This window comes from Achromobacter sp. CF-sbj1-Ac2-l (genome assembly GCF_052698165.1).
Genome location: NZ_CP199855.1, coordinates 3,180,194 through 3,206,444 on the forward strand (window position 1 = coordinate 3,180,194; position 26,251 = coordinate 3,206,444).

General features: G+C 69.2%; 26 protein-coding genes. 7 read left to right on the forward strand and 19 right to left on the reverse strand.

Translation table 11 applies throughout. From position 1 onward, the window contains the following. Positions 1-101: 101 nt before the first annotated feature. The 16 genes from ACUDCK_RS14520 to pcp form a co-directional block, all read right to left on the reverse strand. A complete protein-coding gene (locus ACUDCK_RS14520; RefSeq protein ID WP_420867715.1) occupies positions 102-1,325 on the reverse strand; it encodes a YeeE/YedE family protein in 1,224 nt (407 codons plus the stop codon). Between the two features lie 84 nt (positions 1,326-1,409). Next, the gene (locus ACUDCK_RS14525) at positions 1,410-2,339 is read right to left on the reverse strand and encodes a sulfurtransferase (RefSeq protein WP_198513057.1); all 930 of its coding nucleotides are present in this window, start codon (positions 2,337-2,339) and stop codon (positions 1,410-1,412) included. Between the two features lie 245 nt (positions 2,340-2,584). Continuing rightward, the gene (locus ACUDCK_RS14530) at positions 2,585-4,792 is read right to left on the reverse strand and encodes a rhodanese-like domain-containing protein (protein WP_175167966.1); all 2,208 of its coding nucleotides are present in this window, start codon (positions 4,790-4,792) and stop codon (positions 2,585-2,587) included. A gap of 117 nt (positions 4,793-4,909) precedes the next feature. Continuing rightward, the gene (locus ACUDCK_RS14535) at positions 4,910-5,839 is read right to left on the reverse strand and encodes a CysB family HTH-type transcriptional regulator (protein WP_049073954.1); all 930 of its coding nucleotides are present in this window, start codon (positions 5,837-5,839) and stop codon (positions 4,910-4,912) included. Positions 5,840-5,879: 40 nt separating this feature from the next. Next, a complete protein-coding gene (locus ACUDCK_RS14540) occupies positions 5,880-6,227 on the reverse strand; it encodes a VOC family protein (RefSeq protein WP_049077856.1) in 348 nt (115 codons plus the stop codon). Between the two features lie 122 nt (positions 6,228-6,349). Continuing rightward, a complete protein-coding gene (gene metC / locus ACUDCK_RS14545) occupies positions 6,350-7,555 on the reverse strand; it encodes a cystathionine beta-lyase (protein ID WP_175167967.1) in 1,206 nt (401 codons plus the stop codon). Beyond that, the gene (locus ACUDCK_RS14550; protein WP_047990843.1) at positions 7,552-8,178 is read right to left on the reverse strand and encodes a cysteine dioxygenase family protein; all 627 of its coding nucleotides are present in this window, start codon (positions 8,176-8,178) and stop codon (positions 7,552-7,554) included. Before ACUDCK_RS14550 ends, metC begins: the two co-directional genes overlap by 4 nt. Before the next feature lie 25 nt (positions 8,179-8,203). Next, positions 8,204-9,055: an amino acid ABC transporter ATP-binding protein gene (locus ACUDCK_RS14555; RefSeq protein ID WP_175167968.1), complete on the reverse strand. Its 852-nt coding sequence runs from the start codon at positions 9,053-9,055 to the stop codon at positions 8,204-8,206. Further along, complete coding sequence (locus tag ACUDCK_RS14560) at positions 9,042-9,860, reverse strand: amino acid ABC transporter permease (RefSeq protein WP_054504219.1); 819 nt, start codon at positions 9,858-9,860, stop codon at positions 9,042-9,044. The genes ACUDCK_RS14555 and ACUDCK_RS14560 overlap by 14 nt, the downstream gene beginning before the upstream one ends. Then, a complete protein-coding gene (locus ACUDCK_RS14565; RefSeq protein ID WP_054416961.1) occupies positions 9,850-10,587 on the reverse strand; it encodes an amino acid ABC transporter permease in 738 nt (245 codons plus the stop codon). Before ACUDCK_RS14565 ends, ACUDCK_RS14560 begins: the two co-directional genes overlap by 11 nt. After that, positions 10,584-11,828 carry an aminotransferase class I/II-fold pyridoxal phosphate-dependent enzyme gene (locus ACUDCK_RS14570; RefSeq protein ID WP_054504220.1) on the reverse strand — a complete coding sequence of 415 codons (1,245 nt, stop codon included), beginning with the start codon at positions 11,826-11,828 and terminating at the stop codon, positions 10,584-10,586. Before ACUDCK_RS14570 ends, ACUDCK_RS14565 begins: the two co-directional genes overlap by 4 nt. Before the next feature lie 61 nt (positions 11,829-11,889). Continuing rightward, complete coding sequence (locus ACUDCK_RS14575; RefSeq protein WP_054504221.1) at positions 11,890-12,750, reverse strand: transporter substrate-binding domain-containing protein; 861 nt, start codon at positions 12,748-12,750, stop codon at positions 11,890-11,892. 31 nt (positions 12,751-12,781) lie between these two features. After that, a complete protein-coding gene (locus ACUDCK_RS14580; RefSeq protein ID WP_054416957.1) occupies positions 12,782-13,621 on the reverse strand; it encodes a transporter substrate-binding domain-containing protein in 840 nt (279 codons plus the stop codon). 105 nt (positions 13,622-13,726) lie between these two features. Further along, positions 13,727-14,752 (reverse strand): Bug family tripartite tricarboxylate transporter substrate binding protein, encoded by a 1,026-nt coding sequence (locus ACUDCK_RS14585; protein ID WP_420867713.1) that lies wholly within the window; start codon positions 14,750-14,752, stop codon positions 13,727-13,729. A 261-nt stretch (positions 14,753-15,013) separates the two neighbouring features. Beyond that, positions 15,014-15,901 (reverse strand): alpha/beta fold hydrolase, encoded by an 888-nt coding sequence (locus ACUDCK_RS14590; RefSeq protein ID WP_175167969.1) that lies wholly within the window; start codon positions 15,899-15,901, stop codon positions 15,014-15,016. A 13-nt stretch (positions 15,902-15,914) separates the two neighbouring features. Then, positions 15,915-16,562: a pyroglutamyl-peptidase I gene (pcp, locus tag ACUDCK_RS14595; protein ID WP_054430555.1), complete on the reverse strand. Its 648-nt coding sequence runs from the start codon at positions 16,560-16,562 to the stop codon at positions 15,915-15,917. A 93-nt stretch (positions 16,563-16,655) separates the two neighbouring features. On the opposite strand from pcp, the gene ACUDCK_RS14600 reads away from it, so the two are divergent. Next, the gene (locus ACUDCK_RS14600; protein WP_054504223.1) at positions 16,656-17,582 is read left to right on the forward strand and encodes a LysR family transcriptional regulator; all 927 of its coding nucleotides are present in this window, start codon (positions 16,656-16,658) and stop codon (positions 17,580-17,582) included. An 83-nt stretch (positions 17,583-17,665) separates the two neighbouring features. Here the strand turns inward: ACUDCK_RS14600 and ACUDCK_RS14605 are convergent, their stop codons facing one another. After that, a complete protein-coding gene (locus ACUDCK_RS14605) occupies positions 17,666-18,499 on the reverse strand; it encodes a DUF4189 domain-containing protein (protein ID WP_175167970.1) in 834 nt (277 codons plus the stop codon). 305 nt (positions 18,500-18,804) lie between these two features. On the opposite strand from ACUDCK_RS14605, the gene ACUDCK_RS14610 reads away from it, so the two are divergent. Next, positions 18,805-19,371, forward strand: coding sequence for a hypothetical protein (locus ACUDCK_RS14610; protein ID WP_054504225.1), 567 nt, complete (start codon positions 18,805-18,807; stop codon positions 19,369-19,371). A 248-nt stretch (positions 19,372-19,619) separates the two neighbouring features. Further along, on the forward strand, positions 19,620-21,161 hold the full coding sequence (locus ACUDCK_RS14615; RefSeq protein WP_175167971.1) for a hypothetical protein: 1,542 nt from the start codon (positions 19,620-19,622) through the stop codon (positions 21,159-21,161). Between the two features lie 84 nt (positions 21,162-21,245). Here ACUDCK_RS14615 and ACUDCK_RS14620 read toward each other — a convergent pair whose 3' ends face one another. Further along, positions 21,246-21,644 (reverse strand): RidA family protein, encoded by a 399-nt coding sequence (locus ACUDCK_RS14620; RefSeq protein WP_100504811.1) that lies wholly within the window; start codon positions 21,642-21,644, stop codon positions 21,246-21,248. 140 nt (positions 21,645-21,784) lie between these two features. On the opposite strand from ACUDCK_RS14620, the gene ACUDCK_RS14625 reads away from it, so the two are divergent. Both ACUDCK_RS14625 and ACUDCK_RS14630 read left to right on the forward strand, forming a co-directional pair. After that, the gene (locus ACUDCK_RS14625; protein ID WP_175167972.1) at positions 21,785-22,750 is read left to right on the forward strand and encodes a LysR family transcriptional regulator; all 966 of its coding nucleotides are present in this window, start codon (positions 21,785-21,787) and stop codon (positions 22,748-22,750) included. Further along, complete coding sequence (locus ACUDCK_RS14630; protein ID WP_064525347.1) at positions 22,747-23,322, forward strand: hypothetical protein; 576 nt, start codon at positions 22,747-22,749, stop codon at positions 23,320-23,322. The genes ACUDCK_RS14625 and ACUDCK_RS14630 overlap by 4 nt, the downstream gene beginning before the upstream one ends. A gap of 26 nt (positions 23,323-23,348) precedes the next feature. On the opposite strand, the gene ACUDCK_RS14635 is transcribed toward ACUDCK_RS14630, so the two are convergent. Continuing rightward, positions 23,349-23,957 carry a class I SAM-dependent DNA methyltransferase gene (locus ACUDCK_RS14635; RefSeq protein WP_054504229.1) on the reverse strand — a complete coding sequence of 203 codons (609 nt, stop codon included), beginning with the start codon at positions 23,955-23,957 and terminating at the stop codon, positions 23,349-23,351. A gap of 295 nt (positions 23,958-24,252) precedes the next feature. Between ACUDCK_RS14635 and ACUDCK_RS14640 the strand changes: the two genes are divergently transcribed. Both ACUDCK_RS14640 and ACUDCK_RS14645 read left to right on the forward strand, forming a co-directional pair. After that, entirely contained in the window at positions 24,253-25,410 is a 1,158-nt protein-coding gene (locus tag ACUDCK_RS14640; protein ID WP_054504230.1) for a hypothetical protein, read from the forward strand. Between the two features lie 170 nt (positions 25,411-25,580). Further along, positions 25,581-26,249 (forward strand): class I SAM-dependent methyltransferase, encoded by a 669-nt coding sequence (locus ACUDCK_RS14645; RefSeq protein WP_064525354.1) that lies wholly within the window; start codon positions 25,581-25,583, stop codon positions 26,247-26,249. The last annotated feature ends 2 nt before the right edge of the window (positions 26,250-26,251 follow it).

Genomic DNA, 26,251 nt, shown 5'->3' on the forward strand with positions numbered 1-26,251 from the left:
GACCAGCCCGCCCATGGAGCCGTTATTGCCGATCCTCCGCAATAACGTATCGGCGGGAACGGTCGAGCGGAAGCGGTGGTCGCAGGAAAGCGGACGGATGCTCAGCGCGTGGGGCGCAGCTTCAGCGCCACCCAGATCCCCGCCACGCAGGCCGCGCCGAAGATCCAGCCCGAGGCGGCGCCCGCCATCACGCCGGACAACAAGGTGCCGACGGTGCAGCCCAGCGCGGTCATGCCGCCCCACCCCATCAGCACCCCGCCGGTGAAATTGCGCAGGATCTCACGCGCCGTCGGCAAACGCGGCCGGAACGCGCCGGCGGCCAGCGCGGCGGCCCAGGCGCCTGCCACCAACGCCAGCACGAAGGCGCCGTTGTTGGACAGCAGCGCCTGCTTGACCACGGTGGCGCAGCCGGCGAAGGTGTCCAACCCCTCCAGGCGTGGAGGCAGCGCGCCGGTCGCGGACGCGGCGGTGCGGGCCACGCTACCCAGTTCGGCGGTCACGCCCAGCGGCGCGATGCGCAGATAGGCGATGACGCCGATGAAGGCCACCAGCAGGCCGCCGACGGCGGGCGGCCAGCGGTCCCGCAGCACGGCTTGCCATGGCGAGGACGGCGGCGTGGCCGGGTTGTTCGCCGCGTGCTGGGAGGCATTCGCTGGCCGGATGGCGGCGCCGTCAGGCGCGCCATCGGCCTGGCGCGCGGCCGGCACGCGCCGGCCGAGCCGGCTCAGGCCCAGCGCCAGCAACGCCAGCAACGCGACTTGCAGCAGCACGGCGCCGCCGTAGCCGAGGTGGTGCGGCAGCCACACCACCGGCGCCTGCTGGATCATGGCCAGGTACAAAGTGTTCCAGGACGCGAAACCCAGCACGAAGCCGACGCCCGCGCCCAGCAAGGCGAATGGCGACGCCAGCGCGCCTTCGCCGAGGCGGTAGAAGTGCGCGCTGATGCAGGAGCCCGAAATGCGCATGCCGACCCCGAACACGAACGCTCCGGCCACCAGGGCCAGGCTGACCGGCCCGATGTGCGCGCCGGGCGGCAGGCGCTCGGCCCCGGGGATGGGCAGGAACGCGCCGAACACCGCGTGGTAGCCGAGCGTGCCGACCGCCAGCGCCACCAGCACGGCATAGGCGCCGGCCGGGTCGCGCCGTTCGATCGCGTCACGCGCGATGCAGTAGAAGCAGAATCGCGAACGCTGCAGCACGATGCCGAAGGCGGCGCCGAGCAGCAGCGACAGGGACAAACCGCGGCCACCCTCGGGCTGCGACGCCAGCCACCAGGCGGCCGCGCCGATGGCGGCCAGCAGCGCCACGGCCGCCGCATTGGCGATCGCCGGGACGTCCGGCGGGACCGCGCCCGCCGTCAACGCCGTCGGCGGCGGAGCCGGCGACGCGGGAGTTGCCTGGGCGCTCACTCAGGTCTTGCCCCACACGGTGCCGGACGGATTGCTGATCGGCGAACCGACGCTGTTGCCATACTCGGTCCACGAACCGTCGTAGTTGCGCACGTCGTAGCCCAGCAGCTTGCGCAGCGCGAACCACGAATGGCTGGAGCGTTCGCCGATGCGGCAATAGGTGATGATGGGCTTGCTGCCGTCCACGCCCGCCGCCTGGTAGATGGCGCGCAGTTCGTCGGCCGACTTGAAGGTGCCGTCTTCCGCCACCAGCTTGCTCCAGGTGACGTTGACCGCGCCCGGCACGTGACCGGCGCGCACGGCCAGTTCCGGCACGCCGTTGGGCGCGAAGATCTTGCCGTTGTATTCATCGGCCGAGCGGATGTCGACCAGCACGCCCGCCTTGTCCTTGCGCGCCACGGCCAGTACGTCCTGCAGGTGGGCGCGCAACGCGGTGTTGGCGTCCTTCGGGCGGGCGTTGCCCGCGGCGGGGATCTTCACGCTGTTGGACAGCGGCCGGCCCTCGGCTTCCCATTTCTTGCGGCCGCCGTCCAGGATCTTGACGTTCTCGATGCCATAGATGTCGAAGATCCAGGCGCCCCACGCGGCGAACCAGTTGTTGTTGTCGCCATACAGCACCGTGGTGCTGTCGCTGTTGACCCCGGTGCGTTGCAACAGGGCCTGGAACTGCGCGGGCGGCGCGATGTCGCGGTTGACGGTGTCGACCAGGTCGGTGTGCCAGTTGACGTTGCTGGCGCCCGGAATGTGGCCGCGCTCGAACAGGCCGGGGTTGACGCTCACCTCGATGACGCGCACCTTGGGGTCGTTCAGGTTCTTCTCCAGCCACTCGGTGGTGACCAGGTACTTGGCATGTTGCGCCGTGGCGGGAAAGGCCATCAGCGCGGCCAGCGCGGCGAAGGCGCCCGCCAGCAGTTTCGATAGGGACATCATGGTCTCCGGAAGCAGGCACAATGCGGCCTGGGAATCCGGAGCATATTTGTTCAGCTTACAGTCAGGAACAATTTACTGGTCATATCCTGATTACCGGAATGCGCAGGTCGCGGTCGATCGCGACCAGCGCCCGCGAATTCCGGCGCGAGGCCAGCGCGGCGCCTGCCTTCACGACAGGCCGGCGCCGTAGCGCCGCGCGGCGGACGCCCTAGCTGGGCATCGCCCGCGGCACCCAAACGCTCCGCCTATGCCGCCGCGATCAGCCGGATATCCGCGCTGCCGTCGCGCTCCAGTTGCGCCACCAACCCCAGTTCCCAATCGAGGTAGTCACGAAAGCCCTGGTCGCGCGCCGAGAGATCGTCGAACAGGTACGGACTGATACTCTGGTCGTCGTCGCCCGTCAGCACGCCGTCGGCGCCCTGCGCCAGCGGCAGGCCCTGCGCCTGCCAGGCGCGGGTGCCGCCCAGCAGGTAGCGCACCGGGCGGCCGGTGCGCCAGGCCAGCTCGGCCGCCGCCACGGCGGCCAGCACGCCGTCGGGCGACGTCAACACGATCGTCCGCTGCGTGTCGGCCGGCAGGAACTCCTGCAGGCGATCCGGCGCGGCATAGCGCGCGCCGGGCACGTGGCCGCGCTCGTAGGCCAACCGCGATTCAATGTCGTAGACCTCCGCCGAACCGGCGTCGATAGCCGCCTGCAAGGCCTGCGGCCGCAGCGCCGGCACGTCGGGCCGGTGCCGCAGCACGCGGCGCGGCTCGGCGCCGCGTTCGAGCGCCGCCAGCGCCGGCGGCTGGTACAGGTAGACCTCGACCGCGCCCAGTTGCGCCAGCCAGGCGCCGGTGGTCTGGGCGCGCACGCCGTCCCAGTCGGCCAGCACCACGCGCGCGCGCCGGGTGGCCAGGTACTCGTCGGTGGCCTGCACCAGTTGGCCGCCAGGCGCCCAGCGCCAGCCCGGCAGGTGGCCGGTCTCGTATTCCTCGCGGGTGCGCACGTCGAACTTGTACAGCGTGCGCGTGCCCTGCTCGGTCTCGAAGGCGCGCAACGTGGCCGCGTCGATATGGCCGATGCCGGCACGCTGCGCCACGCCGCGCGCCTGCTCGCGCGCGGCGGCGGCGCTGTCGGCCGACGGTTCGGGCAGCGCCGCCTGACGGCCATAGGCCAGCTCGCGGCCGGACAGCAGCCATTCCATGGTGCCGTTGCGCAGCGACGCGACGCGGTTCGGGATGCCGGCGTCGATCAGCGTCTGCGCGCCGACAATGCTGCGCGTGCGGCCGGCGCAGTTCACCACCACGAAGGTCTTGGGATCCGGCGCCAGCTCGCGGATGCGGTACACCAGTTCGGCGCCCGGCAGGCTGTGCGAGAACGGCAGCGTGAAGTTGTGGAATTCCTCCGGCGTGCGGCTGTCGACCACCACGATGTCGTCGCCGCGCGCGACCCGCTCGTGCAGGTCGTCGACGTCGATCCACGGCGTGTGCTTTTCGTGTTCGATGACTTCGCCGAAGGCCTTGCTGGGCACGTTGGTGCCCGAAAACAGTTCGCGCCCTTCCCGCTCCCAGCCGTCGGTGCCGCCGGCCAGCACCGAGATGTCGGTCCAGCCCAGGCGCGTCAGCTTGGCGGCGGCCTGATGCGCCAGCGTCTCGTCGTCGTCCACCAGCACGATGCGCGTGTCGCGGCGCGGCACCAGGCGGTCGGCCAGCACTTCCAGGCGCCACAGCGGCGCCGGCACTGCGTACAGCAGGTGGCGGCGGGCGTAGCGGCCGGCTTCGCGCACGTCCAGCACGGCGATCTCCGCCTCGCCGCGCAGCGCTTCCTGCAACCCGGCGGGCGACAGGCGCGCATGGTAGATCGCGGCCGGCGGCGAAAAGGTGCGGTAGGCGCCGCCGGCGGTGCTCTCGAACACCACGCGGCCGTGCAGGCGGTCAAGCGCCAGGCCGTAGAAATGCAGGTGCGCGCCGGGCGCGTCGCCCACCAGTTCGATGGTGTGCACGTCGGCCGGTCCCAGCACGATGGAACTGCCGGCCGCCACGTCCACTCGTCGCACGTGGGTCAGCACGTCGCGCCCGGGCTCATTGCCGGCGCTGCGCGCATAGACCTCGTTGCGCTCGTTGCCGGAGACGCCGGCGATGATGGCCCAGGTGGTGTGGTCGTGCGGCGGCTGCGCCTTGCCGGGCTCGCCCAGCGACAGGTACAACGCGTAGCCGCCGTCCGCGTCTTCGGCCAGGCGGTAGATCGAGGTGGGCCGTCCGGGCACCACGGCGAAGGCCTCGGCCGGAAACAATTCCGCGCGGCGTCCGAGCGCTTCGAGCAGGCGGGCAACCGGGGCCAGTTGTTCGGGCGTGGCGCGCGCGGGGTCCGGCGCCAGCGCCTTGACCTGCGCGATGAAGTCGCGCACGGCGCGGGCGCGTTCGGTATCGTGGCGGAAAGCGGCGGCGGCCGCGTCGGGATGGGTGCTCATGGGATCCGGAATTCCTGGGGTTGAAGAACCGAATCAGCCTACGTCCGCGACCGGGCGCGGACAACGTAGAAATGCGTCTATGGTTATGCGGCCGGCGATGCGCGCCCTCGCCCGGTCTCAGGCTTCGCCCTTGAGCGCCTGGTCCACCACCGCGCGCGTCAATGTCGGCACGAACATCTCGATGAAGTGGAAGGCATAGCCGCGCAGCCACGCCCCGCGGCGGATCGCCAGGCGCGTCAGGTTGATCTCGAACAGATGGCGGGCGTCAATGGCGCACAGCCGCGTGTCGCGCTCGGCGTCCCAGGCGACGGCGGCCACGATGCCCACGCCCAGTTCGAGCTCGACATAGGTCTTGATGACGTCGGCGTCCATCGCCGTCATGACGATGTCCGGCGTGATGCCGGCGCGGGCGAAGGCCTCGTCGATATGGGCCCGGCCGGTGTAGCCGCGCCCGTAGGTGATGATGGGATAGCGCGATAGCTGCGACAGGCTGATGCCGCCGTCCACCGCGGCGAGCGGATGCCCCTTGGGCACGATGACGCTGTGGCTCCAGCGGTAGCACGGCAGGTTCAGCAGGCCGGGATAGTCGGCCACCGCCTCGGTCGCCACGCCGATGTCGGCCTCGCCCTCCAGCAGCATCTCCGAGACCTGCTTGGGCGATCCCTGGTGCAGGTGCAGCACCACGTCGGGATAGCGCTGGCGGAATTCCTTGACCACCGGCGGCAAGGCGTAGCGCGCCTGCGAATGCGTGGCCGCGATCGACAGCACGCCCTTGCGGCTGTCGGCGTATTCGGCGCCGGCGTGGCGGATGTTGTCGGCGCACTGCAGGATCTGCTCGACCAGCGGCAGGATCTGCTCGCCCGGCGGCGTCAGGCCGATCAGCCGCTTGCCGGAGCGCACGAAGATGTCGACGCCGACCTCTTCCTCCAGTTCGCGGATCTGGCGGCTGACGCCAGGCTGCGAAGTGTGCAGGCTTTCGGATACGTCGGTCAGGTTGAAATCGCGGCGCACGGTCTCGCGCACGGAACGCAGTTGCTGGAAGTTCATGGAATCGCCGAGGCCTGTGTGAGGGAGCCGAGCACGAGGCCTAGCCGAGAAATGCCAGTTGATTGCCGCTGGGATCTTTGACGTACATGACGCGCGGCGAGGCGTCGGGCAGCGAACAGACCGGATGAAAGCCGGCGTCGCGCAGGCGCAGCAGAATGTCGTCGTAGGCGTGGGTGCGGATCGCCAGATAGTCGGCCCGCACCTCGCGGCTGACCTCGGCCACGGGTGACAGCGACAGGGTCGCGTCGCCCAGGGCGAACAGCAGGCGCCCGTCCGGGACCGGCATCTCATCCAGCCCGAGGGTGCCGCGGTAGAACTCGCGCACGGCATCCAATTGCCGCGCCGCGAAGGAAAGCTGTACCGATCCGATCGAAGAAATAGAAGACATGCCCTGCCGCCAACCGTGGAACAAGGCAAATTCTAGACCCCGAGGGTACAACCGGACAAAGAGGTTGTAATTGCTTCTACATAATCAGAATCCCTAAGGAAACGCAGTCATTTGCATATGCATCAGGCGCTGCGGCGCAGGCCGTCGCGGACCGCGCCGAAGGCCCGGTCGAGGTCCTCGACCAGGTCCAGCGGATGCTCCAGGCCGATGTGCAGGCGCACCACTTCATGGCCGCCCTGCCACACGCTGTGCTCCGCCAGCCGTTCCGGCGCCGCCTCCAGGGCCAGGCTCTCGTAGCCGCCCCAGGACGCGCCAATGGAGAAATAGCGCAGCGCGTCGATGAAGCGCGCCGCGGCACCAGGCTGGCCGGCCTTGAACGCGAACGACACCAGGCCGCTGGCGCCGCTGAAATCGCGCCGCCACAGCGCATGGCCCGGATCCTGCGGCAACGCCGGGTAAAAGACCCGTTCCACATCGCCATGGCGCGACAGGTATTCGGCCACGCTCAGCGCGTTCTGGTGGTGGCGCGCCAGCCGCACGTCCAGCGTGCGCAGGCCGCGCAGCGTCAGGTAGGCATCGTCCGCGCCCACCGCCAGGCCGAGCGCGTCGTAGGTGGCGCCGACCTGCCGCGCCAGCTCGGGGCTGTCGACCGTGACCACGCCCATCATCACGTCGGAATGGCCGGCCAGGTACTTGGTGGCGGCCTGGATCGAGATGTTGGCGCCCAGCGCCAGCGGCTGGTAGTAGAGCCCACCGCTCCAGGTATTGTCGGTGGCCACCAGCACGCCGCGGCTGCGCGCCTGGGCGGCCAGCGCCGGCAGGTCCAGCACTTCGAACAGCAGCGAGCTGGGCGACTCCAGGTACAGCAGCCGCGTGTTGGGGCGGAAGCGTTCGGCCAGATCGTCGCGGTCGGGCGAGAAGTATTCGACCTCGATGCCGTAGCGCTGCAGCAGCGCCTTGTCGACGCGCCGCACCGGCGAATAGACGCTGTCCGACACCAGCGCATGCTCGCCCGGCGCCAGCGTGGCCAGCAGCACCAGCACGATGGCCGACAGGCCGGACGGCGCCAGGATGCTGCGATGGCCGCCTTCCAGCGACGCGACCGCCGCTTCCAGCGCCTGGTGCGTGTCCAGGCCATGGCGGCCGTAGGTGGCGACGCGTTCGCCGGCGGCGCGCTGCGCGTTCAGCGCGGCATGGGTGGCGGTATCGGCGAAGCGCACGGTGCTGGTGCGCACCACCGGCACGTTGACCGGGCCGGCGCCCTGCTTCAGGTCGGGACTGCCGGCATGCACCAGCCGGGTCTGCACGTGGGCGTGATCGAGGCTCATGCGCGCTGCTCCTGGCCCGGCTTCATCTGGGTGGCGTTGTAGTTGACGATCTCGCCGGTGGCCAGGTCGATGCCGATGCGGCCCGACAGCGTCTCCAGCGGCTGCCCATACAGGTGGAAATGCAGGGTCGGCGCATCGCCGGTGACGTGGATGCTGTGGATGTCGTCCGGCAGGAACGACACCGACTGCCCCGGCTGCACCACCACTTCGCGCACCTGTTCCAGCGTGGCGCGGCCGGCCTGCGAGCCGTCGTCGCTGCGGCGGTAGACGCGGTTCAGCTCCTGGCCCGACAGAGCCACGATCACCGCCCAGGTGGTGTGGTTGTGCGGCAAGGTGGTCTTGCCCGGGTTGATCGAGTTCAGGTAGAGCGCCGGTTCGCCGGCGGCGTCGTCGGGATTGAGGCGGTAGCGGGTCGAGGCCCCCACGCCCTGCCCCGGCGCCGGCGGCGCGAATTCGGTGGCGGGAAACAGCGCGCGCTGTTGCGCCAGTTGCTCCAGGCGCGTGGTGATCCGCGCCAGCAGGTCGCGCGTCAGCGGCGCGGCGGCCAGCAGGCCGCGGATGTCGGCCAGGGCGTCCTGCACCTGCTGGCGGCGTTCGAGAGTAACGGAAGATTCGGTGGTCATGTCGGCTCCGGGTTGCGGAAAGGCATCACACTGCGAGGCGCAGCGGGTCAAAGGTCAGGTAGGCATCGATCGGATCGGCCTGGGCGCGCCGCACCGGCGGCTCGGCCGAGGCGCGTTGCAGGAAGGCGCGGGTGCGCTCGCTGTCCGGCCGGCCGAAGATGCGCGCCGGCGGGCCGTGCTCGACGATGCGGCCGGCTTCGGTGAAGTACACCGTGTCGCTCACCTCCTGGGCGAAGCGCATTTCGTGCGTCACCAGCACGCAGGTCAGGCCGTCCTGCACCAGGTCGCGTATTACCGTCAGCACTTCGCCCACCATTTCCGGATCCAGCGCCGAGGTCACTTCGTCGAACAGGATCAGTTCGGGCCGCAGGGCCAGCGCGCGGGCAATGGCCACGCGTTGCTGCTGGCCGCCCGACAGCTCGCCCGGGTAGGCGTTTTCCTTGTGGTCCATGCGCACCTTGGCCAGCAGTTCGCGCGCCAGCGCCTGGGCCTGGGCCCGCGGCTGGCCGTTGACCTTGGTGGGCGAGATCACCAGGTTCTCCAGCACGCTCAGGTGCGGGAACAGGTTGTATTGCTGGAACACGAAGCCCACCCGCTTGCGCAGGGCGATCAGTTCGGACTCGGTCTTGAGCGCGTCGACCCGCACGCCGCCGACCTCGATCTCGCCGCGCTGCGGCCGCAGCAGGCCGGTGATGCAGCGCAGGATGGTGGACTTGCCCGAGCCCGACGGGCCGATGATGGACACCGCGTTGCCAGGCCGGACCTCGACGTCGATGCCCTTGAGCACCTCGGTCTGGCCGAATGCCAGGTGCACGTCCCGCAGGCTCACCAGCGGGGTGTCGGTCGCGGCGTGGCCGCCGCTGTCAGTGATGCGCATAACGTCGTTCCAGATGGCGCGTCCAGCGCGCGATGGGATAGCAATAGGCGAAGAACAGCGCCAATAGCGTGAAATAGACCAGGATGGTGAAGTCGCTGCGCGCCACCGTGTTGCTGGCCACCGTGGCGGTGTCGACCAGGTCGTGCACGCCGACCAGCGAGGCCAGCGAGGTGCTCATGGTGATGCTGGCGTACAGGTTCATCCACGACGGCAGCATGCGCCGCACGCACTGCGGCAGCACGATCATGCGGAAGATCTGCGCGCGCCGGAACGCCAGCGACTGCGCCGCCTCCCACTGCGCCTCGGGGATCGACTGGATCGCGCCGCGGAAGATCTCGGCGACGTTGGCGCTGGCCGGCAGGCCCAGCCCGATCACCACCTTGATCCAGTCCGGGAATGGCAGGTTCCAGCCGCCCAGGTTCAGTTCGAACGGGAACACGTAGGTGGTGAAATACACCAGCACCAGGATCGGCGCGTTGCGGAACGCCAGCACGTAGATGCGCGTCAGGCGCCGCAGCAGGGCCGAAGGCGACAGCGACAGCGCGCCCACCACCAGCCCGGCAGCCGTGCCCAGCGCCATGGCCAGCACGCTGATCTGCACGTTCATGCCCAGGCCGCGCAGCAGCGCCGGCGACCAGTGCCACAGGTGCCGCACCGCGGCCGGCGCGCTGTCGGTCAGCGCCCAGGCGACGCCCAGCGCGACCAGCGCCAGCAGCAGCACCACCCACGGATCCCGCAGCAGCGCCCGCCAGCCGCCGCCCGCACGATGCGCGGCAGCGCCATTCAATACCAGTTCATTGGCCATAGCCGGGCATCCTCAAGCGCGCTTCCAGCCAGCGTCCGCCCACGCTCACCAGCCAGGTCAGCAGGCCGAAATACAGCAGGATCAGCAGCAGCAGTTCCAGCACGTTGTCGCGGTGCGACCAGATCATGATGGACTCGTAGGTCACATCCCCCACCGCGATGGCCGAGGCGATCGCGGTCATCTTCACCAGGTCCACCAGGTTGTTGACCAGCGCCGGCAGCGCGAAGCGCAGCGCCAGCGGCAGTTGCACCTGCGTGAGGATCTGGCGGCGCGAGAAGGCCAGCGAGCGCGCCGCCTCCAGCGTCACCGACGGCACCGCCTCGATGCCGGCGCGCAGCGCCTCGGCATGGAACACGCCCTTGTGCAGCGCCACCACGATCACCACCCACATGAACGGCGTGATCGGGCTGCCGCCGCCCAGCTTCTGCGTGATGAGCATGTTCAGCACCAGGAAGGCGCAATAGAGCTGCACCAGCGTCGGCGTGTTGCGGGTCAGCTCGACGAAGGCCTGCAGCGGCCGCGCCAGCCAGGGCCGGCCGCTGGTGAGCCCGGCCGCGATCAGCACGCCGAACAGCAGGCTGACGGGAATCGTCCAGGCGCACAGTTGCAGCGTCACCAGCAGGCCGTGGCCGAAGGCGGACAGCTCGCCCGGATCCAGCACGAAGCCGTAGTTCAGGCCCAGGGGCTTGAAGAAATGCACCCAGGCCTGCAATGCCTGTTCGATCATGCGGCCGCCTCCAGCGCCGCCGGCCGCAGCGCCGCGACCGCGCGGGCGATGCGCGCGACGGCCTCCGCCACCTTGGCGTCCGAGGCGGCGAACGACAGCCGCAGGTACGGCGACAAGCCATAGGCCGCGCCCCGCACCACCGCCACGCCCTCGGCCTCCAGCAGCCAGTCGGCCACGTCGCCATCGTCGGCGATGACGGCGCCATCGGGCCTGACCTGGCCGATCAGGCCGGCCACGCCAATCCAGGCGAAGAATGAGCCGCGCGGCGCCGTCACGCTCAGGCCAGGCACCGCGCCCAGGCCGTCGACGATCACTCGCGCCCGGCGCGCATAGGCCAGCCGCGCGTTCTCGACGAAGTCGTCGGCCACGCCCTGCAACGCCACCAGCGCGGCGGCCTGGCCCAGCGAACTGGGGCCCGACGACACCTGCGACTGTACCGCCTCCAGCACGCCGATCAGCGCCGCCGGCCCCACGCCCCAGCCGATGCGCCAGCCGGTCATGGCGTAGGCCTTGGACACGCCGTTGACCGCCAGCGTGCGCCCCGCCAGGTCCGGCGCGGCGCGCAGCAGGTGCGTGGGCGCCTCGTCGAACCAGATCTGTTCGTACATCTCGTCCCACAGCACCAGCACCGACGGATGTTCGCGCAGCACCGCGGCCAAGGCCGCCAGCTCGGCCTCGCTGTAGACCGCGCCGGAGGGGTTGCCGGGGGAATTCAGGATCAGCCACTTGGTGCGCGGCGTCAGCGCCTGGCGCAGGCCCTGCGGCGTGAGCTTGAAGCCATCGGCCGGTGCCGTCGGCGCCAGCACCGGCGTGCCGCCGTTGACCCGCACCGAATCCAGGAAGGTGGGCCAGTACGGCGTCGGCACAATCACCTCGTCGCCCTCGTCGAGCGTGGCGGCCAGGGCCAGGTAGATCACCTGCTTGCCGCCGTTGGAAATGATGACGTTGGCCGACTCGGTCGGCAGGCCGTGGCGCTGGCGGTAGTCATCGGCCACGGCGCGCCGCAGCGCGGCGGTGCCGGCCGTCGGCGTGTACTTGGTCTGGCCTTGCGCCAGCGCCAGCGCGGCGGCGTCCTTGATGGCCTGGGGCGTGTCGAAGTCGGGCTCGCCCGAGGTCAGCACCACGATCGAGCGGCCCTCGGCCGCCAGCCGCGCGGCGCGCGCGCCGGCCGCGGCAATCGGCGACAGCTCCACGCCACGGACGCGGCGCGCGAACACGCCGGGAAACAGGGATTCAGTCATGACAGGACCTTTCCGGGATTCATCAGGTTCAGGGGATCGAGCGTGTCCCTGGCGGCCGTCGTCATGGCTTGGCCTGGGCCTCGGGGGGAGCGCTGTCGAACTTGCCGGCCTGCGCGTCGGCGTTGGCCTGCTTTAGGTAATCTGCCGGCACGCCGAACCTGTCGGCCTCTTTCACCAGCAGGCCGGACTTGTGCCAGTCGCGGATCACGCCATCGACGAAGGCGCGGGTATCGGCCTCGTTGCGGCGGGTCCAGATTACCGTGGGCGACGGGATCAACTGGTCCGGCGTGGCCAGCTCGAAGCCGTCCCATTCCTTGCCGTTGGGGCCGTGCAGCGTCTCGTACAGCGCCGGCTGGATGTGCACCGACGCATCGCAACTGCCGCCCTTGAGCGCCAGCAGCGATTCAGGGATGTTGCGCAGGCCCTTGACCACCGCGCCGTAAGTCTCCTGCAAGGGCTTGGCGAAATTGCTGCCTTGCGACACGCAGGCCACCTTGCCCTTCAGGTCTTCCCAGCGCTTGATGCCGCTGCGCTTTGACACCATGGCCGCGCCGCCCACGAGGTTGTACGGGGTCGGCGCATAGCTCAGGATCTCGCTGCGTTCCTGGGTCCACTGGATGTTGGCGATCAGCAGATCGACCTTGCCAGCCTGCAGGAACTGCACCCGGGTCGCGGCCGTCACCGGCACCGTCTCCAGCGTGACGCCGAGCCGGGTGGCGATGTCGCGGCCCAGCTCGGTCTGGAAGCCGCCGACCTTGCCGGTGGCCGGATCGAGCAGGCCGAACGGCGGGCTGGCTCCGTCCACGCCCACCACCAGTTTGCCGCGCTGCTTGACGCGGTCCAGGGTGGCGTCGGCGTGCGCCGCCGTCGCCAGGGCCGCCAGCGCCAGCGCGGCGGCCCACTTGATTGCTTGTCTATTCATCGGTCTTTTCCAACACGGGCGGGCGCGAGGCTCAACTGCCCTGCTTGTACTTGTCGTGCAGTTCCTGCAGCAGCGGCTGCGGCGGCTGGATGTCCAGGCGTTTCTCGGTGGCGATCAGCCAGCCGCTGCGGTGCCAGCCCTGGATCACCTTGTCGACGGCGGCGATGGTGTCGGCCTCGCCCTTGCGGGTCCACACCACCGAATTGGCCGGCAGCACTTCCGTGGCGATGGGCGCGTGGTAGTCGGCCCATTCGGGATTGGTGCGCAACAGCGGGTGGATCAGGGTCGAATCGTGCACCGCCGCCACGCACTGGCCGCCGCGCAGCGCCAGCAGCGAGTCCGAAGAACTCTTGTAGCCCTTGACCACCGCGCCGTAGTCGGCCTGCAGGGGCCGCGCGAAGCTGCTGCCCTGCGACACGCAGACCGGCTTGCCGCGCAGGTCTTCCCACTTGGCGATGCCGCTGTCCTTGCGGGTGGCGGCCGCGCCGCCAACGCGGAAGAACGGCGTCGGCGCGTAGCCCAGGATCTCGGCGCGCTCCGGATTCAGCTCCATCGATGCGATCAGCAGATCGACCTTGCCCGAGATCAGGAACTGGGTGCGGGTGGCGGTCTGCACCTGCACCAGCTCGGCCTTCACGCCCAGGCCCTTGGCCAGTTCACGCGCCAGGTCGGGGTTCCAGCCGACGAGCTGCTGCGTGGCCGGGTCGATCGAGCCGAACACGCCGCCGTTGGCCAATACGCCGATGGTGACGGTGCCGCGTTCCTTGATCTTGTCCAGCGTGGCATCGGCGTGGGCGCCGGTGGCGCCGGCCGCCAGGGCCAGCGCGACGGCCGCCTGCAGGATACGGCCGGAGATATTGCGAGTCTTCATGTTGTTGTGTCGTGGGCATTGAACGAAGTTCTATGCTGCGGTCCGGCGCCGCACAACACAAAGAAGACTTTCAGATATGAATATGAAACCGCTGTTGCGGCGCGCCTACTGGAGCTTGACGTCGGCCGTGGCAATCACGCGGCGATAGGTGGCGATGTCGTCGCGCACGGTCTGGTCGACCGCTTCGGGCGTCGAGGCGGCGATGGCGAAGCCCAGGTTCTCCAGCAGCGTGGCGGTCTCCGGTTCGCGCAGCACGGCCACCACGTCGCGATGGATGCGCTCGACCAGCGCGCTCGGCGTCGAAGCCGGCACCACGAAGCCCTGCCAGCTCTCGACCGCGTAGTCGGCCAGCCCCGCCTCCTGCATGGTCGGCACCTCGGGCAGCGCCTTGGAGCGGTACGGCGTGGTCACCGCCAGCGCCACCAGCTTGCCCGAGCGCACGTTCTCGGTGGCGGCGGCCAGCGTGATCAGCATGGCGTCCACATGGCCGCCCAGCACATCCAGCGTGGCCGGCCCGCCGCCCGGATAGGGAATCTGGTTGGTCTTGGCGCCGATGCGCTCGTTGAGCAGTTCCACCGCCAGGTGCTGCAGGCTGCCATTGCCGCCAGGCAGCGCCAGCGAGATCTCGCCGGGCCGGCTGCGCACCAGCGCCACGAATTCCTGGAAGGTCTTCACGCCCAGGCCCGGGCGCACGACCAGCAACTGCGGATTGACCACCGCCTTGGTCACGCCGCGCAGGTCGCGCAGCGGATCGTACAGCGGCTTGCCGGGTTGCAGCGCGTTCAGCGACAAGGCGTCGCCGCCCAGCAGCAGCGTGTAGCCGTCGCCGCGCGCATGCGCCACCGCGGCATTGCCGATAGCGCTGCTGGCGCCGGGCTGGTTCTCCACCACCACGCTCTGCCCCCACTTCTCGCTCAGCTTCTGCGCCACGGTGCGCGCGAGCTTGTCGGCGCTGCCGCCGGCCGCGATCGGCACGATCAGCTTGACAGGCCGGCTCGGATAGCGCCTGGCGTCGTCGGTGGCGGCCGGCGCGGCGCCGGTCATGTTGCTCAACAAGCCCGCGCCCACCACCACGCCGCCGGCCAGGCCGAGCGCGGCCTTCAGTACGGATCTGCGTCGATTGCCCATCATCCTGCTCCCTGCGGAAATTCCAAGCAGGCCAGGATAGGAGCGCGCCGCGCGCCGGACAAATACCGATGCGCAATGTGGAAATGCCGGGGCGGTCCTTTGCCGGGGCGGTCCTTTGCCGGGGCGGCCCTTCGCCGGGGCGGCCCTTCGCCGGGGCGGCCCTTCGCCGGGGCGGCCCTTCGCCGGGGCGGCCCTTCGCCGGGGCGGCCCTTCGCCGGGGCGGCCCTTGCCGGGGCGGCCGTCTGCCGCGGCGGTCACGCCCGGCTACGCCAGGAACGCCAGCATGCGCCGCGCCAGTTCGCGCGGCTGCTCCTCCGGCAGATAGTGGCCGCAATCGGCCAGCACCCCGCCGCGCAGGTCGCGCGCCAGCGGCCCCAGCGCCTCGTACAGATCGGGCGCGCTGCCGTGTTCGCCGCCCAGCGCCAGCACCGGCTGCGTCAACGGCGTCTCGCGCAGCGCCTGGTTCTGCTCGGCCGACTGGTGCGCCGCGCGGTAATAGCCCAGCATGCCGCGCAAGCCGCCCAGCGTCTGGTAGACGCGCTCGTACTCATCCAGGTCGGCGCGGCTGAACACGCCCGGCTTGTTGGCGGTCTTGCGGCTGAAGAACCACTCGATCAGCACCCGCTCGCGTCCCTGCAACAGCGCTTCGGGCAGGTCCGGCACGGTGTTGAAGAGGAAATGCCAGCGCTTCCAGTTGTCCGGTCCCAGCTCGAAGCTGGCGGGCAGCGTCACGCCGGGGATGTTCGCGTCCAGCAGCACCAGGCGCTCGACCTCGTCGGCGTGGCGCGCCGCGTAGGGATAGGCGATCCAGGCGCCGATGTCGTGCCCGGCCAGCGCGTAGCGCGTCAGCCCCAGCGTGTGGAACAGCGCCCGCAGGCGCTCGCCCGCCGCGCGAGTGTCGTAGCCGTCCAGCGGCTTGTCCGAGTCGCCCTGCCCGGGCAGGTCCACCGCATAGAGGCGGAAGTGCGGCGCCAGCAGGGGCATGACCCGGCGCCACGCGTACCAGCTCTGCGGAAACCCCGCCAGCAGGACCAGCGCCGGCCCGGCGCCGCCTTCCACCACGTGATAGCCCAGGCCGTCCACCCGCACCTGCCGGTGGCGGAACGGCACGCCGTCCAGCGCGAAGGCGTCGGCGTCGTTGAAGGTATCCATCGTCCGTCTCCTTTCAATGCAGCGCGCCGCCGCCTTCCTTGACATCCGCCGTGACGGCCAGCGAAGTCGCCACCATCACCTTCACGCCTTCGATCAGCGTCTCCAGCGCCAGGCTGGGCTGGCCGGGATGATGGGCCGCCATCTCCGGCAGGTACGGCACGTGCACGAAGCCGCCGCGCAACGCCGGACGCTCGGTGGCGATGTAGTGCGACAGGCCGTAGAAGATGGTGTTGCAGTTGTAGGTGCCCGCCGTCGACGACACCGACGCCGGCACGCCCGCGCGCCGCAGGTCGCGCACGATGGCCTTGATCGGCAGGGTCGAGAAATAGGCCGCCGGGCCGCCCGCCACCACCGGTTCGTCGATCGGCTGGCGGCCTTCGTTGTCGGGGATGCGCGCGTCCACCACGTTGATCGCGACGCGTTCGATCGACACGTCGCCGCGGCCGCCCGCCTGGCCCAGGCAGATCACCAGGTCCGGTTGCGTGTCCTCGATGGCCTGGCGCAGCACGCCCACCACCTTACCGATCACGCACGGCAGTTGGCGCGCCACCAGGGTGGCGCCGGCCACTTGCGCGCCATCGAGCCGCCGCGCGGCTTCCCAGGAGGGATTCAGGGTTTCGCCATCGAACGGTTCGATGCCGGTAATAAGTACGGTCGTCATTGCGCAGTCCTTCGATTCCATTGCTGCCAGCCATGGTAGGACCGCGCCATGGAATTGTTGAAATCCATAATCGCTATTCGTATTATTGATCGCATGAATCTTTCCGCCGTCGACCTGAACCTGCTGGTCGCCTTCGAGGCGCTCTACGACACCCGCAACGTGACCCTGGCCGGCCAGCGCATCAACCGCGCCCAGCCCTCGGTCAGCAGCGCGCTGGGCCGCCTGCGCCTGCTGTTCCAGGACGAGCTGTTCCTCCGCACCGCCGACGGCATGCAGCCCACGCCCAAGGCCGTCGCGCTGATGCCGGCCGTGAGCGCGGCGCTGGACCAGATCCGCCAGGCGCTGGCGCAAGGCGCCGGCTTCGATCCCCAGGCCGCCGCCGGCCGCCGCTTCACCGTGGCGGCCAGCGACTACGCCGACGTGGTGATCGTGCCGCACATCGTCGCGGCGCTGCGGCGCGACGCGCCCGGCATCGACCTGCGCATCGCGCGGCTCGACCGCGCCGCCCTCTACGAGCAACTGGACAACGGCAGCGTCGACCTGGCCATCGGCGGCCACCTGGCGCCGCCCAAGCGCATGCTGCGCGAACGGCTGTACCAGGAACACTTCGTCTGCATCGCCGACAGGCAGCATCCGGCGCTGCGCGGCCGCAAGCTGGACCTGGCGCGCTACGTGGCGCTGCCGCACGCGCTGTTCACGCCCAGCGACGACGGCTCGGCGCGCGGCGTGGTCGACGCCAGCCTGGCGCGGCTGGGCCAGCGGCGCCGGGTGGCCTGCACCTTCGCCCACATCGTCGCGCTGCCGCACGCGGTGCAAGGCACCGACCTGGTGGCCACGCTGGCGCGGCGCGCCGCCTTGCGGCTGGCCGGCCCCGGCCTGACCCTGCGGCCGCTGCCGCCCGAGGTCGACCCGGGCCCTTTCGATATCGACATGGTGTGCAGCCGGCGCGCGCCCGGCGACGCGGCGCTGGCGTGGCTGCAACAGGTGGTCCGCGACGCCGCCGCGCGGCTGGCGGATTGACCGGGCGCCCATGAAAAAAGCCGGCCCCCTGTACGGGAGCCGGCTTGGCGTGCCGGGCGGCGCGCTGCCGCCTCACGGCGATCTCAATTGGCCTTTTCGTCCTCGCCGGCATAACCGCTGATGTAGGGACGGCCCGAGCAGCGCACCATCGCCACGCAATTGGGCAGGCCGCTCTTGGCGCTGCAGGTGTTGCGCGCCGCATCGCGCGCCGCCTTCGGATCCGGATCGAGCGCGGTGTAGCTGGTGCCGCGCCCCTTCACGCCCTTGGCCCAGGCCATGCCGACGCAGGTGTCGCGGTAGGTCAGCACCTTGGTGCAGCCGGTGCATTCATCCCATTCCAGCAGTTGGTTGAGGGCGTCCTTCTCATTGGGGTAGCCGTCCGAGTACGTCAGGTCGCCCGAGTCCTTCTCGGCGACGGCGCCCCAGTATTCGCGGTCGTTGAGCTTGGCGGACAGGGCTTCCAGCTCGGCGGGCGTGGCCCTTCTGGCCGCTTCCATGTCCTGCGCGCTGTAGCCCGGCCCGACGCACAGCGGCATCGTGGTCAACCAGCATTTGCCGTTGGGGCTGCCGGCGGTGCAGCGTCGGATCGCCTTCTTGGCCGCCATTTCCGGCGACACGCTGTTGCCGGGGAACAGGTCGTTCGAGGTATTGCGGGCATACGTCATACAACTGTCCGAAAACCAGCTCAGCGATTTGCAGTCCTTGCCGCCGCCCTTGCGGCAGGCCGCCAACGCCGCCGCTTCGGCCGCCTTTTCCGAATCCTCGGGCAGCGCCCAATAGATCTTGGCGTGCTTGCCATCCGTCGCAATGCCGCCATACAGTTTGTCGGCGTGCGCCTGCGGCGCGAGCAGGCCGGCCATCAACGCCAGCGCGCCGAGCGCCGCGCGGATGGTCGGGGAAAATCGGGCAAATAGCATGGTCGGTGTCCGGATCGGGTGGATTCAGCGGCCACGATCTTAGCAAAGCGGATCGGTCGGTCCGTCCCCTTTGCCAATACGACGCGGGCATATTGAGTAACAAATTTCACCATTGGCGCAAGGAAGCTGGCCCCGTTTATCGGTAAAAATGGCGGACATTTCGTAAGCAGGCTGTCAGTCTGCAATCATTCTCCCGTCGCAGGGCTGGCCACCCCGGCCTGTCACGAAGAGAAACAAAACGCCTGGCGCCCGGCCCGCAATCGCAGCCGCCGCGCCCGACCGACACGGAGCGCCGACCACAAGCCATGATCTTCCCCTCGCCCCTTTCCGCCCGCCGTCCGACGCTGCGCCTGGCCGCCAGCCTGATCGCCGCCGCCAGCCTGGCCGGATGCGCCCCGATGCCCTCCGGCGGCAGCTCCTCGTTGCCCTCGCTCAGCCGGGTCTTCTCGGAAGGCCTGTCGTTCTCTCCCAGCGTCAACGTCGCCCGCAACATGCAGGGCCGCTCGATCAACGACGCCATCGCGGCGCTGGGCGAGCCGTCCCGGAAACGCGCAGTCGGCAACACCATGGAACTGGAGTGGTCCGACTACCAGGCCGCGCCTTACCAGGAATGGGTGACGACCGGCACCAGCCAGCAGGTCGTCGGCATGATCCCGGCCACCAACACGACCGCCGCGACGCCGGTATTCCAGCAAAGCACCAGCGGTTATTACCAGGGCCGCACCCGCATTTATGAATGCAAGGTGCTGATGCGCATGAAAGACAGCGTGATTGTCGATTCCACCGTCGACGGCAACGTCTGCCCGGAATTCATCGCCGCGCTGCGTAAATGGGCCGGTGAAAATGAAGCGAAGAATTATGTCGTGAAATAAGGCCCGCGGCGGTGCATGAAAGGCGTCGCCCGCGCGCATCGATTATCTCGCGATGCGCGGCATCTGTTTTGTCGACATTATTTTTGGAATCCCGCAAAGCTGTCACTTAACTGAATATAAATGCCTTCCAAAAAGCAAAAATAAATATCACCGGCAGATTAATTTTTCGCCGCGCCCGCCGTTAGTCATGGTGATACTCCCCGGCAAGCCTCATTGGGCAGTTGTTGCCCGCCAGGACTACCACTGACATGACCACGATCTCCAGCTACACCCCGCCGCTCGTCATCGCCCCGCAGGCGCCGGCGCCCGGGGTGTCCCGCGTCACCACCGTCAACCGCAGCCCCGACATCCCCGCGTCCACCTCGGTGACGCTGGGCCAGCCGACCAACGTGCTGACCTATTCTCCCGAGTCGGTCGCTGCCGGGCAGGTGCAGGAACCCGACGCGCTCTCCTCGCTGATGTCCGACAACGTCCGCGCCGCCTCGCTGACCGGCCAGTTCAAGGGCCTGGCCGCGGCCCTGCTGGGCCGCATGCAGAACGATGGCGGCAACTACGCGCTGACGATCCCCTCGGCCCGCGCCGCCGCCCCGGTGGACGGCATCGCCGCCCCCCAGGGCGCGGCCGTGGCCGACAACTCGGTCTCGCTGCGCATCACCACCGCCAGCGGCGCCAAGGTCACGGTGACCCTGGAAAGCAATGAAAAGGGCCTGGGCGTGCAGATCGACGTGGGCGATGCCAAGCTCACCGAGGAAGAACGCAGCGCCATCGCCGGCCTGTCCAAATCATTCCAGGACGCCGTCGATGGCCTGGCCTCGGTGCCGCCCAAGCTGGCGCTGGGCGCGCTGGCCAAGTTCAACACCAGCGTGCTGTCGTCGGTGTCGCTGGAAGCCACGGTCGGCGCCGAGGGCCCCGACCGCGTCAGCTTCAATTTCCAGGCCGACGCGGGTCAACGCTCGCTGACGGTCAAGACCGTGGCCGGCTCGGCCCAGATCAACGTCGACGCCAGCCAGCCCAGCCAGTTCGGCAGCGCCCAGCAGCAGACGACCGCCATCAACAACTACCTGAGCAAGTTCGACAGCGCCCAGAAGCGCGGCGAAGGCGATGCCACGCTGATGGCCCTGTTCAAGTCGGGTTTCGCGGACCTGCACAAGAGCTACGGCGACTGGGCGCCGGAAGGCAAGACCACGACGCGCCTGGGCATGCCGGCCGAAGTGCATCGCACCATGCTGTCCGGCCTGGCCGACTTCTCCGCCTCGATCAACCAGGCCCCGGTCGCGTCCAATCCGTTGCAGCCGCGCGAATTCGACACCTTCTCCTACGAGACCTCGCAGAACACCACCTCCAGCGGCCGGCCCCAGCTCGACCTGGCGATCACGCAACAGCAGCAATCGTCGCTGAACGCCAGCTTCCACCGCGCGCTCTCGCCCGATCAGAAGCTGAACCTGACCAAGGACCCCGAGTCGCAGAACTACGCGTTCCACCAGATCCGCGACGATTACAGCAACCGCACCGACATCGCCTACGAAGACGGCGAACTGGCCCAGGCCTCGTTCACCGAGTCCAGCACCATGTCGACCCTGGTGAGCAAGTTCGTCAAGGGCAAGCTGGTCGACCAGAGCCGCATCACGCCCACCACCCAGACCCGCACCCAGGACCTGATGGGCCTGCTGCGCGCGGCCGACCTGACCAGCCACCGCGACGACACCCGCACCCCGCGCGACCAGGTCGAAGCCGCCCTGATCCGCAAGCAGGAAGACCTGGCGCAAGCCGTGGCGCGTCTGCGCGGCTGATACGACGAGGCACGCAAAACGGGGCAGGCCCGGCGATCCCGCCGGCCTGCCCCGTCGCTTTTCTTGCCCCGCCGCCAGGGCCGGCTAGGCGTCCCGCGGCAGTTTCGCGATCACCTTGATCTCGAAATCGAAGCCGTACAGCCAGGTCACGCCAACCGCCGTCAGCGTCGGATGCGGCGCCTGGCCCCAGTATTCCGGCACCACCTGCCAGATGGTCTCGAAGCGGGACGCCGGATCCACCATGAACACCGTCACGTCAATCACGTCCTCGAAGCTGGCGCCCGCCGCCTTCAGGATCGCGTTCAGGTTGTCGAACGCCTGCCGCACCTGCGCCTGCAGATCGGGTTCGGGCGAGCCGTCCTCGCGGCTGCCCACCTGGCCCGACACGAACAGAAAGCCATTCGACCGCACCGCCGGCGAATAGCGGTTGCGTTCATACAGCGCCTGGCGCCCGGCCGGAAAAACCACATCACGCGTTGCCATACTCATTCTCCTGTCCCGGGCCTTGAAGCCCGTATTGATGATGCAGGCACTGTACGGACGGCGCCGCCGCCGATAAACGGGCAAGCTTGTCCATCACTGTTTGTAAAATGCAAACAATCCCCTGATCCCCTGGAGTGGCGATGGACCGTTTCGACGCAATGCAGGCCTTCGCCCGCGTGGTGGAAACCGGCAGCTTCACCAAAGCGGCCGAGACGCTGCACATGAGCAAGACCAGCGTCACGCAACTGGTGCAGCAGCTCGAGGCCCGCCTGCGCGTGCGGCTGCTCAACCGCACCACCCGCAAGGTCAACGTCACCGCCGACGGCGCGGTCTACTACGAGCGCGTGCTGCGGCTGCTGGCCGACATGGACGACGCCGAAACCAGCCTGTCCGTGGCCGCGTCCGTGCCGCGCGGGCGCCTGCGGGTCGACGTGCCCAGCCCGCTGGCGCGCATGATCCTGGTGCCCGCCCTGCCCGCCTTCCACGCGCGTTATCCGGATATCCAGCTCGACATGGGCGTGAGCGACCGCATCGTCGACGTGATCGGCGAAAACGTCGACTGCGTGGTGCGCGGCGGCGAACTGACCGACCAGTCACTGATGGCGCGGCGCGTCGGCGACCTGCAATTGCGCGTCTATGCCGCGCCCACCTACCTGCAACGGGCCGGCGCGCCCGCGCATCCGCGCGACCTCGAGGACAGCCACCACCGCATCGTCGGCTTCCTCTGGTCGCGCAGCGGCAAGCCCCTGCCCTACGCCATGCGGCGCGGCGACGAACGCGTCCACGCACACGGCCGCTACGTGGTCGCGGTGGACGACGGCAACGCCTATCTGGCGGCGGGCCTGGCTGGCATGGGCGTGCTGTGGCTGCCCGACTACATGGCGCGCGAACATGCCGCGCGCGGCGAGCTCATGCCGCTATTCGAGGACTGGCAACTGGACCCGATGCCGCTCTACATCGCCTTCCCGCCCAACCGCCACGTCAGCGCCAAGCTGCGGGTGTTCATCGACTGGGTCGCGGAACTGATGGCGGAGCATGCGCCACCCGGATTCGCGCGCCTACCCCCGCCCACCACAATACGGCAATCGAAGAGGCCAGACCAATGAGCGAATGGAGCGAGATCAAGGCGCGCTTCAAGCGCCCGCTAAGTGCACTGTTCCTCTGCCTGATGCTACTGATTTTGTCCCGCGATCTCTTCGACGCCGCGAACAAGGCGTACCTGCCGCCCGATCCCGCCACGCTGCACGCCGTCGTCGTGCGTGTGGACAAGTTGGCCGGATGCCCCTACACGCGGACCGCCAGCTCCCGGCAGAACAGCGGCTACAGGCCTCTTTGCTATTTCTCGAACGACTATCCCGACGTGGCGTTCGAGGCGGGCGCCGTTGTGACCGGCCTCGTCCTGCCAAGGACCTTGGAACTGCTGACCGACCGCGAGCCGAATGACCTGAAGAACGTCTACGAGGGCCAGATGTTCAGCGTGCACGTGCCCATCAGGGTTCATGGGGTGCGCCAGATGGACGGCAAGGTGTTGTGGGATCCGGTGGCCACCTACGATAGCGCCTGGTCCAACAAGCAGCGCAAGAAGGCGTATGCCTGGCTCGTGGTGCTGATCGCGCTGGGCTGCGCCGCCTACGCCTTCCTCAGGATCCGGGCGATCCTGCGCGATCCGCATCTATGACCTGACGGCCCGTCGCCCCGCCTGGCTCAGGTCCGCCTGGCCAGCCACACCGTCGCGTTGCCGCAAGCGGCGTCCCATTCGACGTGGCGCAATACCTCGAAGCCGTTGGCCGCGAGCAGCTCGCGGTATTCGGCGCTGTCCAGGCTGCCGTGATAAAGCGGCTGGCCGTCGAGCTGGCCGATGGCCTCGCCCAGCGTCGTGCCGCTGGTGAACATCAGCGCCGCGCCCGGCGCCGCCAGGCGCCGGAACTGCGCGAACATGGGCCGCTGGTCCTCGGGCGACAGATGGAAAAAACTGTGCCACGCGATCAGGCCGTCGAACGGCCCGGCGCAAGGCAGTTGGCGCATGTCCGCGGCGATCCACGCCTGTTCGGGAAAGCGCGCGGCGGCGCGCGCCAGCAATGCGGTCGAACTATCGACACCGGTAATCCGGCAGCCGTGCTCGATCAGGTGGCCGGCGATCGGCACGCCGGTGCCGCAGCCGATGTCCAGCACCCGCGGCGTGGCCGTCGGCAACGCCGCCAGGAAGTCGGCCAGCCAGGCGCGCTCGATCAACGCGGCGCCGCGGTCGCGCTCGAACGCCGCCGCATGCGCCTGATACAAGGCCATCACGCCGGCGGACAAGGGATGGATCATCTGCGCGTCGCCTCCCGACGTCAATCCAGTCTCGGACCGGCACCGTGCCGGCCTGTCATGCCAGGCGCCGGATGCCCTAGCGCGTGACAGCGCCATGACAATCTTGCGGCTGGCGAGCCGTATTCATACAGCTGATATTAAGGCATCACCCCTACAATCGATCAGACCCCACGGGATGGCTTCCACGAGCCGGCACGGCCTGAAACAGATATTCACGCGCCTTTGCAGCTTGACGGGAACTCTGCCCCGTGTGCGCTTATCCATAATCTGTCCGTTGTCTTCCGGTTCGTATTCCATGCCGTCATCCCCGCAGCAGCCTTCTCCCGATCAGGGCGGAATTGTCATCCACGCCGCCGAGGCGTTGGAAACGACGCAACGCTTCCTGTCCGACCTTGGGCTGCGCGCCGCCGCCAATTGCCAGGCGCGAACCGGCGCCACCGGCGTGCATGCCGCGCTCACCCCAGGCTTCGCCGCCAGCTACCTGCCCGACCACGACACCACCGGCGTGGCGCGGGCGCTGAGCCTGCGCACCGACGCCAACGAAGCCGACCTGGACCGCGAGATCGTGCTGGCGATGCTGGCCAGCCCGGTCGCCTTCGACTTCCCCAGCGTGGCGGAACTGGCCTCGGCCGTGCGCATCCGTCGCTACATCGTGCAGGCCGCCGGCAAGACCGCGCTGGCCTTCGACACCGAACACGCCGAGCGGCCCGAGGACTACTGGACCTACGACGAGGTGCGCGGCTTCACAGTGTTGCCGGGCCGCTCGCTGATCGACGGGCTGCGCAAGGCCACCCAGCCCGAGGCCTCGGGCCAGTTGTATTCGTTCTCGTGCTACCGCGCCACCGAATACGTCACCGTGCTCGGCATCGCGCAGGAACTGCAGACCGCCAACCCCGAGCTCGGCCGCCGGCTGCAGCGCCAATGGGAAACGCGCGCGGTCATGTCCGGCAGTTTCCACGACACCTTCCTGCACGAATACGGCGCGCTCGACGCGCCCTTGCCGCAGCGTTTCTACGTACCGGGAGACAGGCTCTGGTTCCGCAACCCCGACGCCGAATCGTCGGACGTCGAAGGCTACGAAGGGTCCTGGGTGTTCTACCTGGGCGGCGGCCTGTTCAACAATTTCTGGGAACGCGGCGCGCCGTACACGCTGACGTCCAAGTGCGTCGAGATCTACCACTGGCGCCACGGCCTGCGCACCGACGCCGCGGGCAAGCGCCATATCGATGAACAGATCGTCAAGGAACGCGTGCACGAGACCCTGGCCGACCCCGAGGCCACCGCCATCATCCTTGAACGCATGATGCGGATCCGCGACCCGCAGGGCGTGTACGCCGAAGGCGGCTGCATCGACGCCACCCGCGAGCGGGTGCGCTGGGTCCGCCCCGGCCATTGCGATATCGTGCTGCCGGACTTTCCCGGCGCGGCGCGGGCGCTCTCCATCGCGGCCTGAATTCCCCAAGCCGCTCGGCTTGAATCTCCCTGCGGGCGGCGGTCCCCGAGTCACCCCCAAGGCCGGTCGCGGTCGTCGCCACGCCGCTTGACGCCGGGGCCATCATGAAACATCATATGTTTCATGATAACGGCGCGCCGCCCTGGCCGCCGTCCCGCCCGGAGTCATCGATGTCCTTTACCAATACGCCCGGCGCCTCCGACGACTACGCCGAACGGGTCGCGCGCCACGTCCCCGGCCTGCGCGACCTGCACCGCATGATCGGCCTGCTGATGACCGAGCAGGCGCCGGACGACGGCCGCCTCCTGGTACTCGGCGCCGGCGGCGGGCTGGAGCTGCGGACGCTGGCCGAGACGCGGCCAGGCTGGCGCCTGGACGGCGTCGATCCGTCGGCCGACATGCTGCGCCAGGCCACCGCCACATTGGGCGACCTGGCCCCGCGCGCCGCGCTGCACCAGGGCTATATCGACGACGCGCCCGAAGGCCCTTTCGACGGCGCCACCTGCCTGCTGACGCTGCATTTCCTGCCCGCCGCCGAACGCCTCAGGACCGTCCGTGAGGTCGCGCGCCGCCTCAGGCCCGGCGCGCCGTTCATCGTCGCCCACCACAGCTTTCCGCTCGAACGACGCGACGCCTGGCTGGCGCGCAACGCCGCCTTCGTGGTGGCGGCCGGCGTGCCCGCCGAACAGGCGCGCAGCGGCATGCAGGCAATGCGGGAAAAGCTGCCCGTGCTGGCGCCCGAAGCCGATGAAGCCTTGCTGCGCGAGGCCGGTTTCACCGACGTCGAATTGTTCTACGCGGCGCTGACGTTCAAGGGCTGGGTCTGCCGCAAGGCATGACG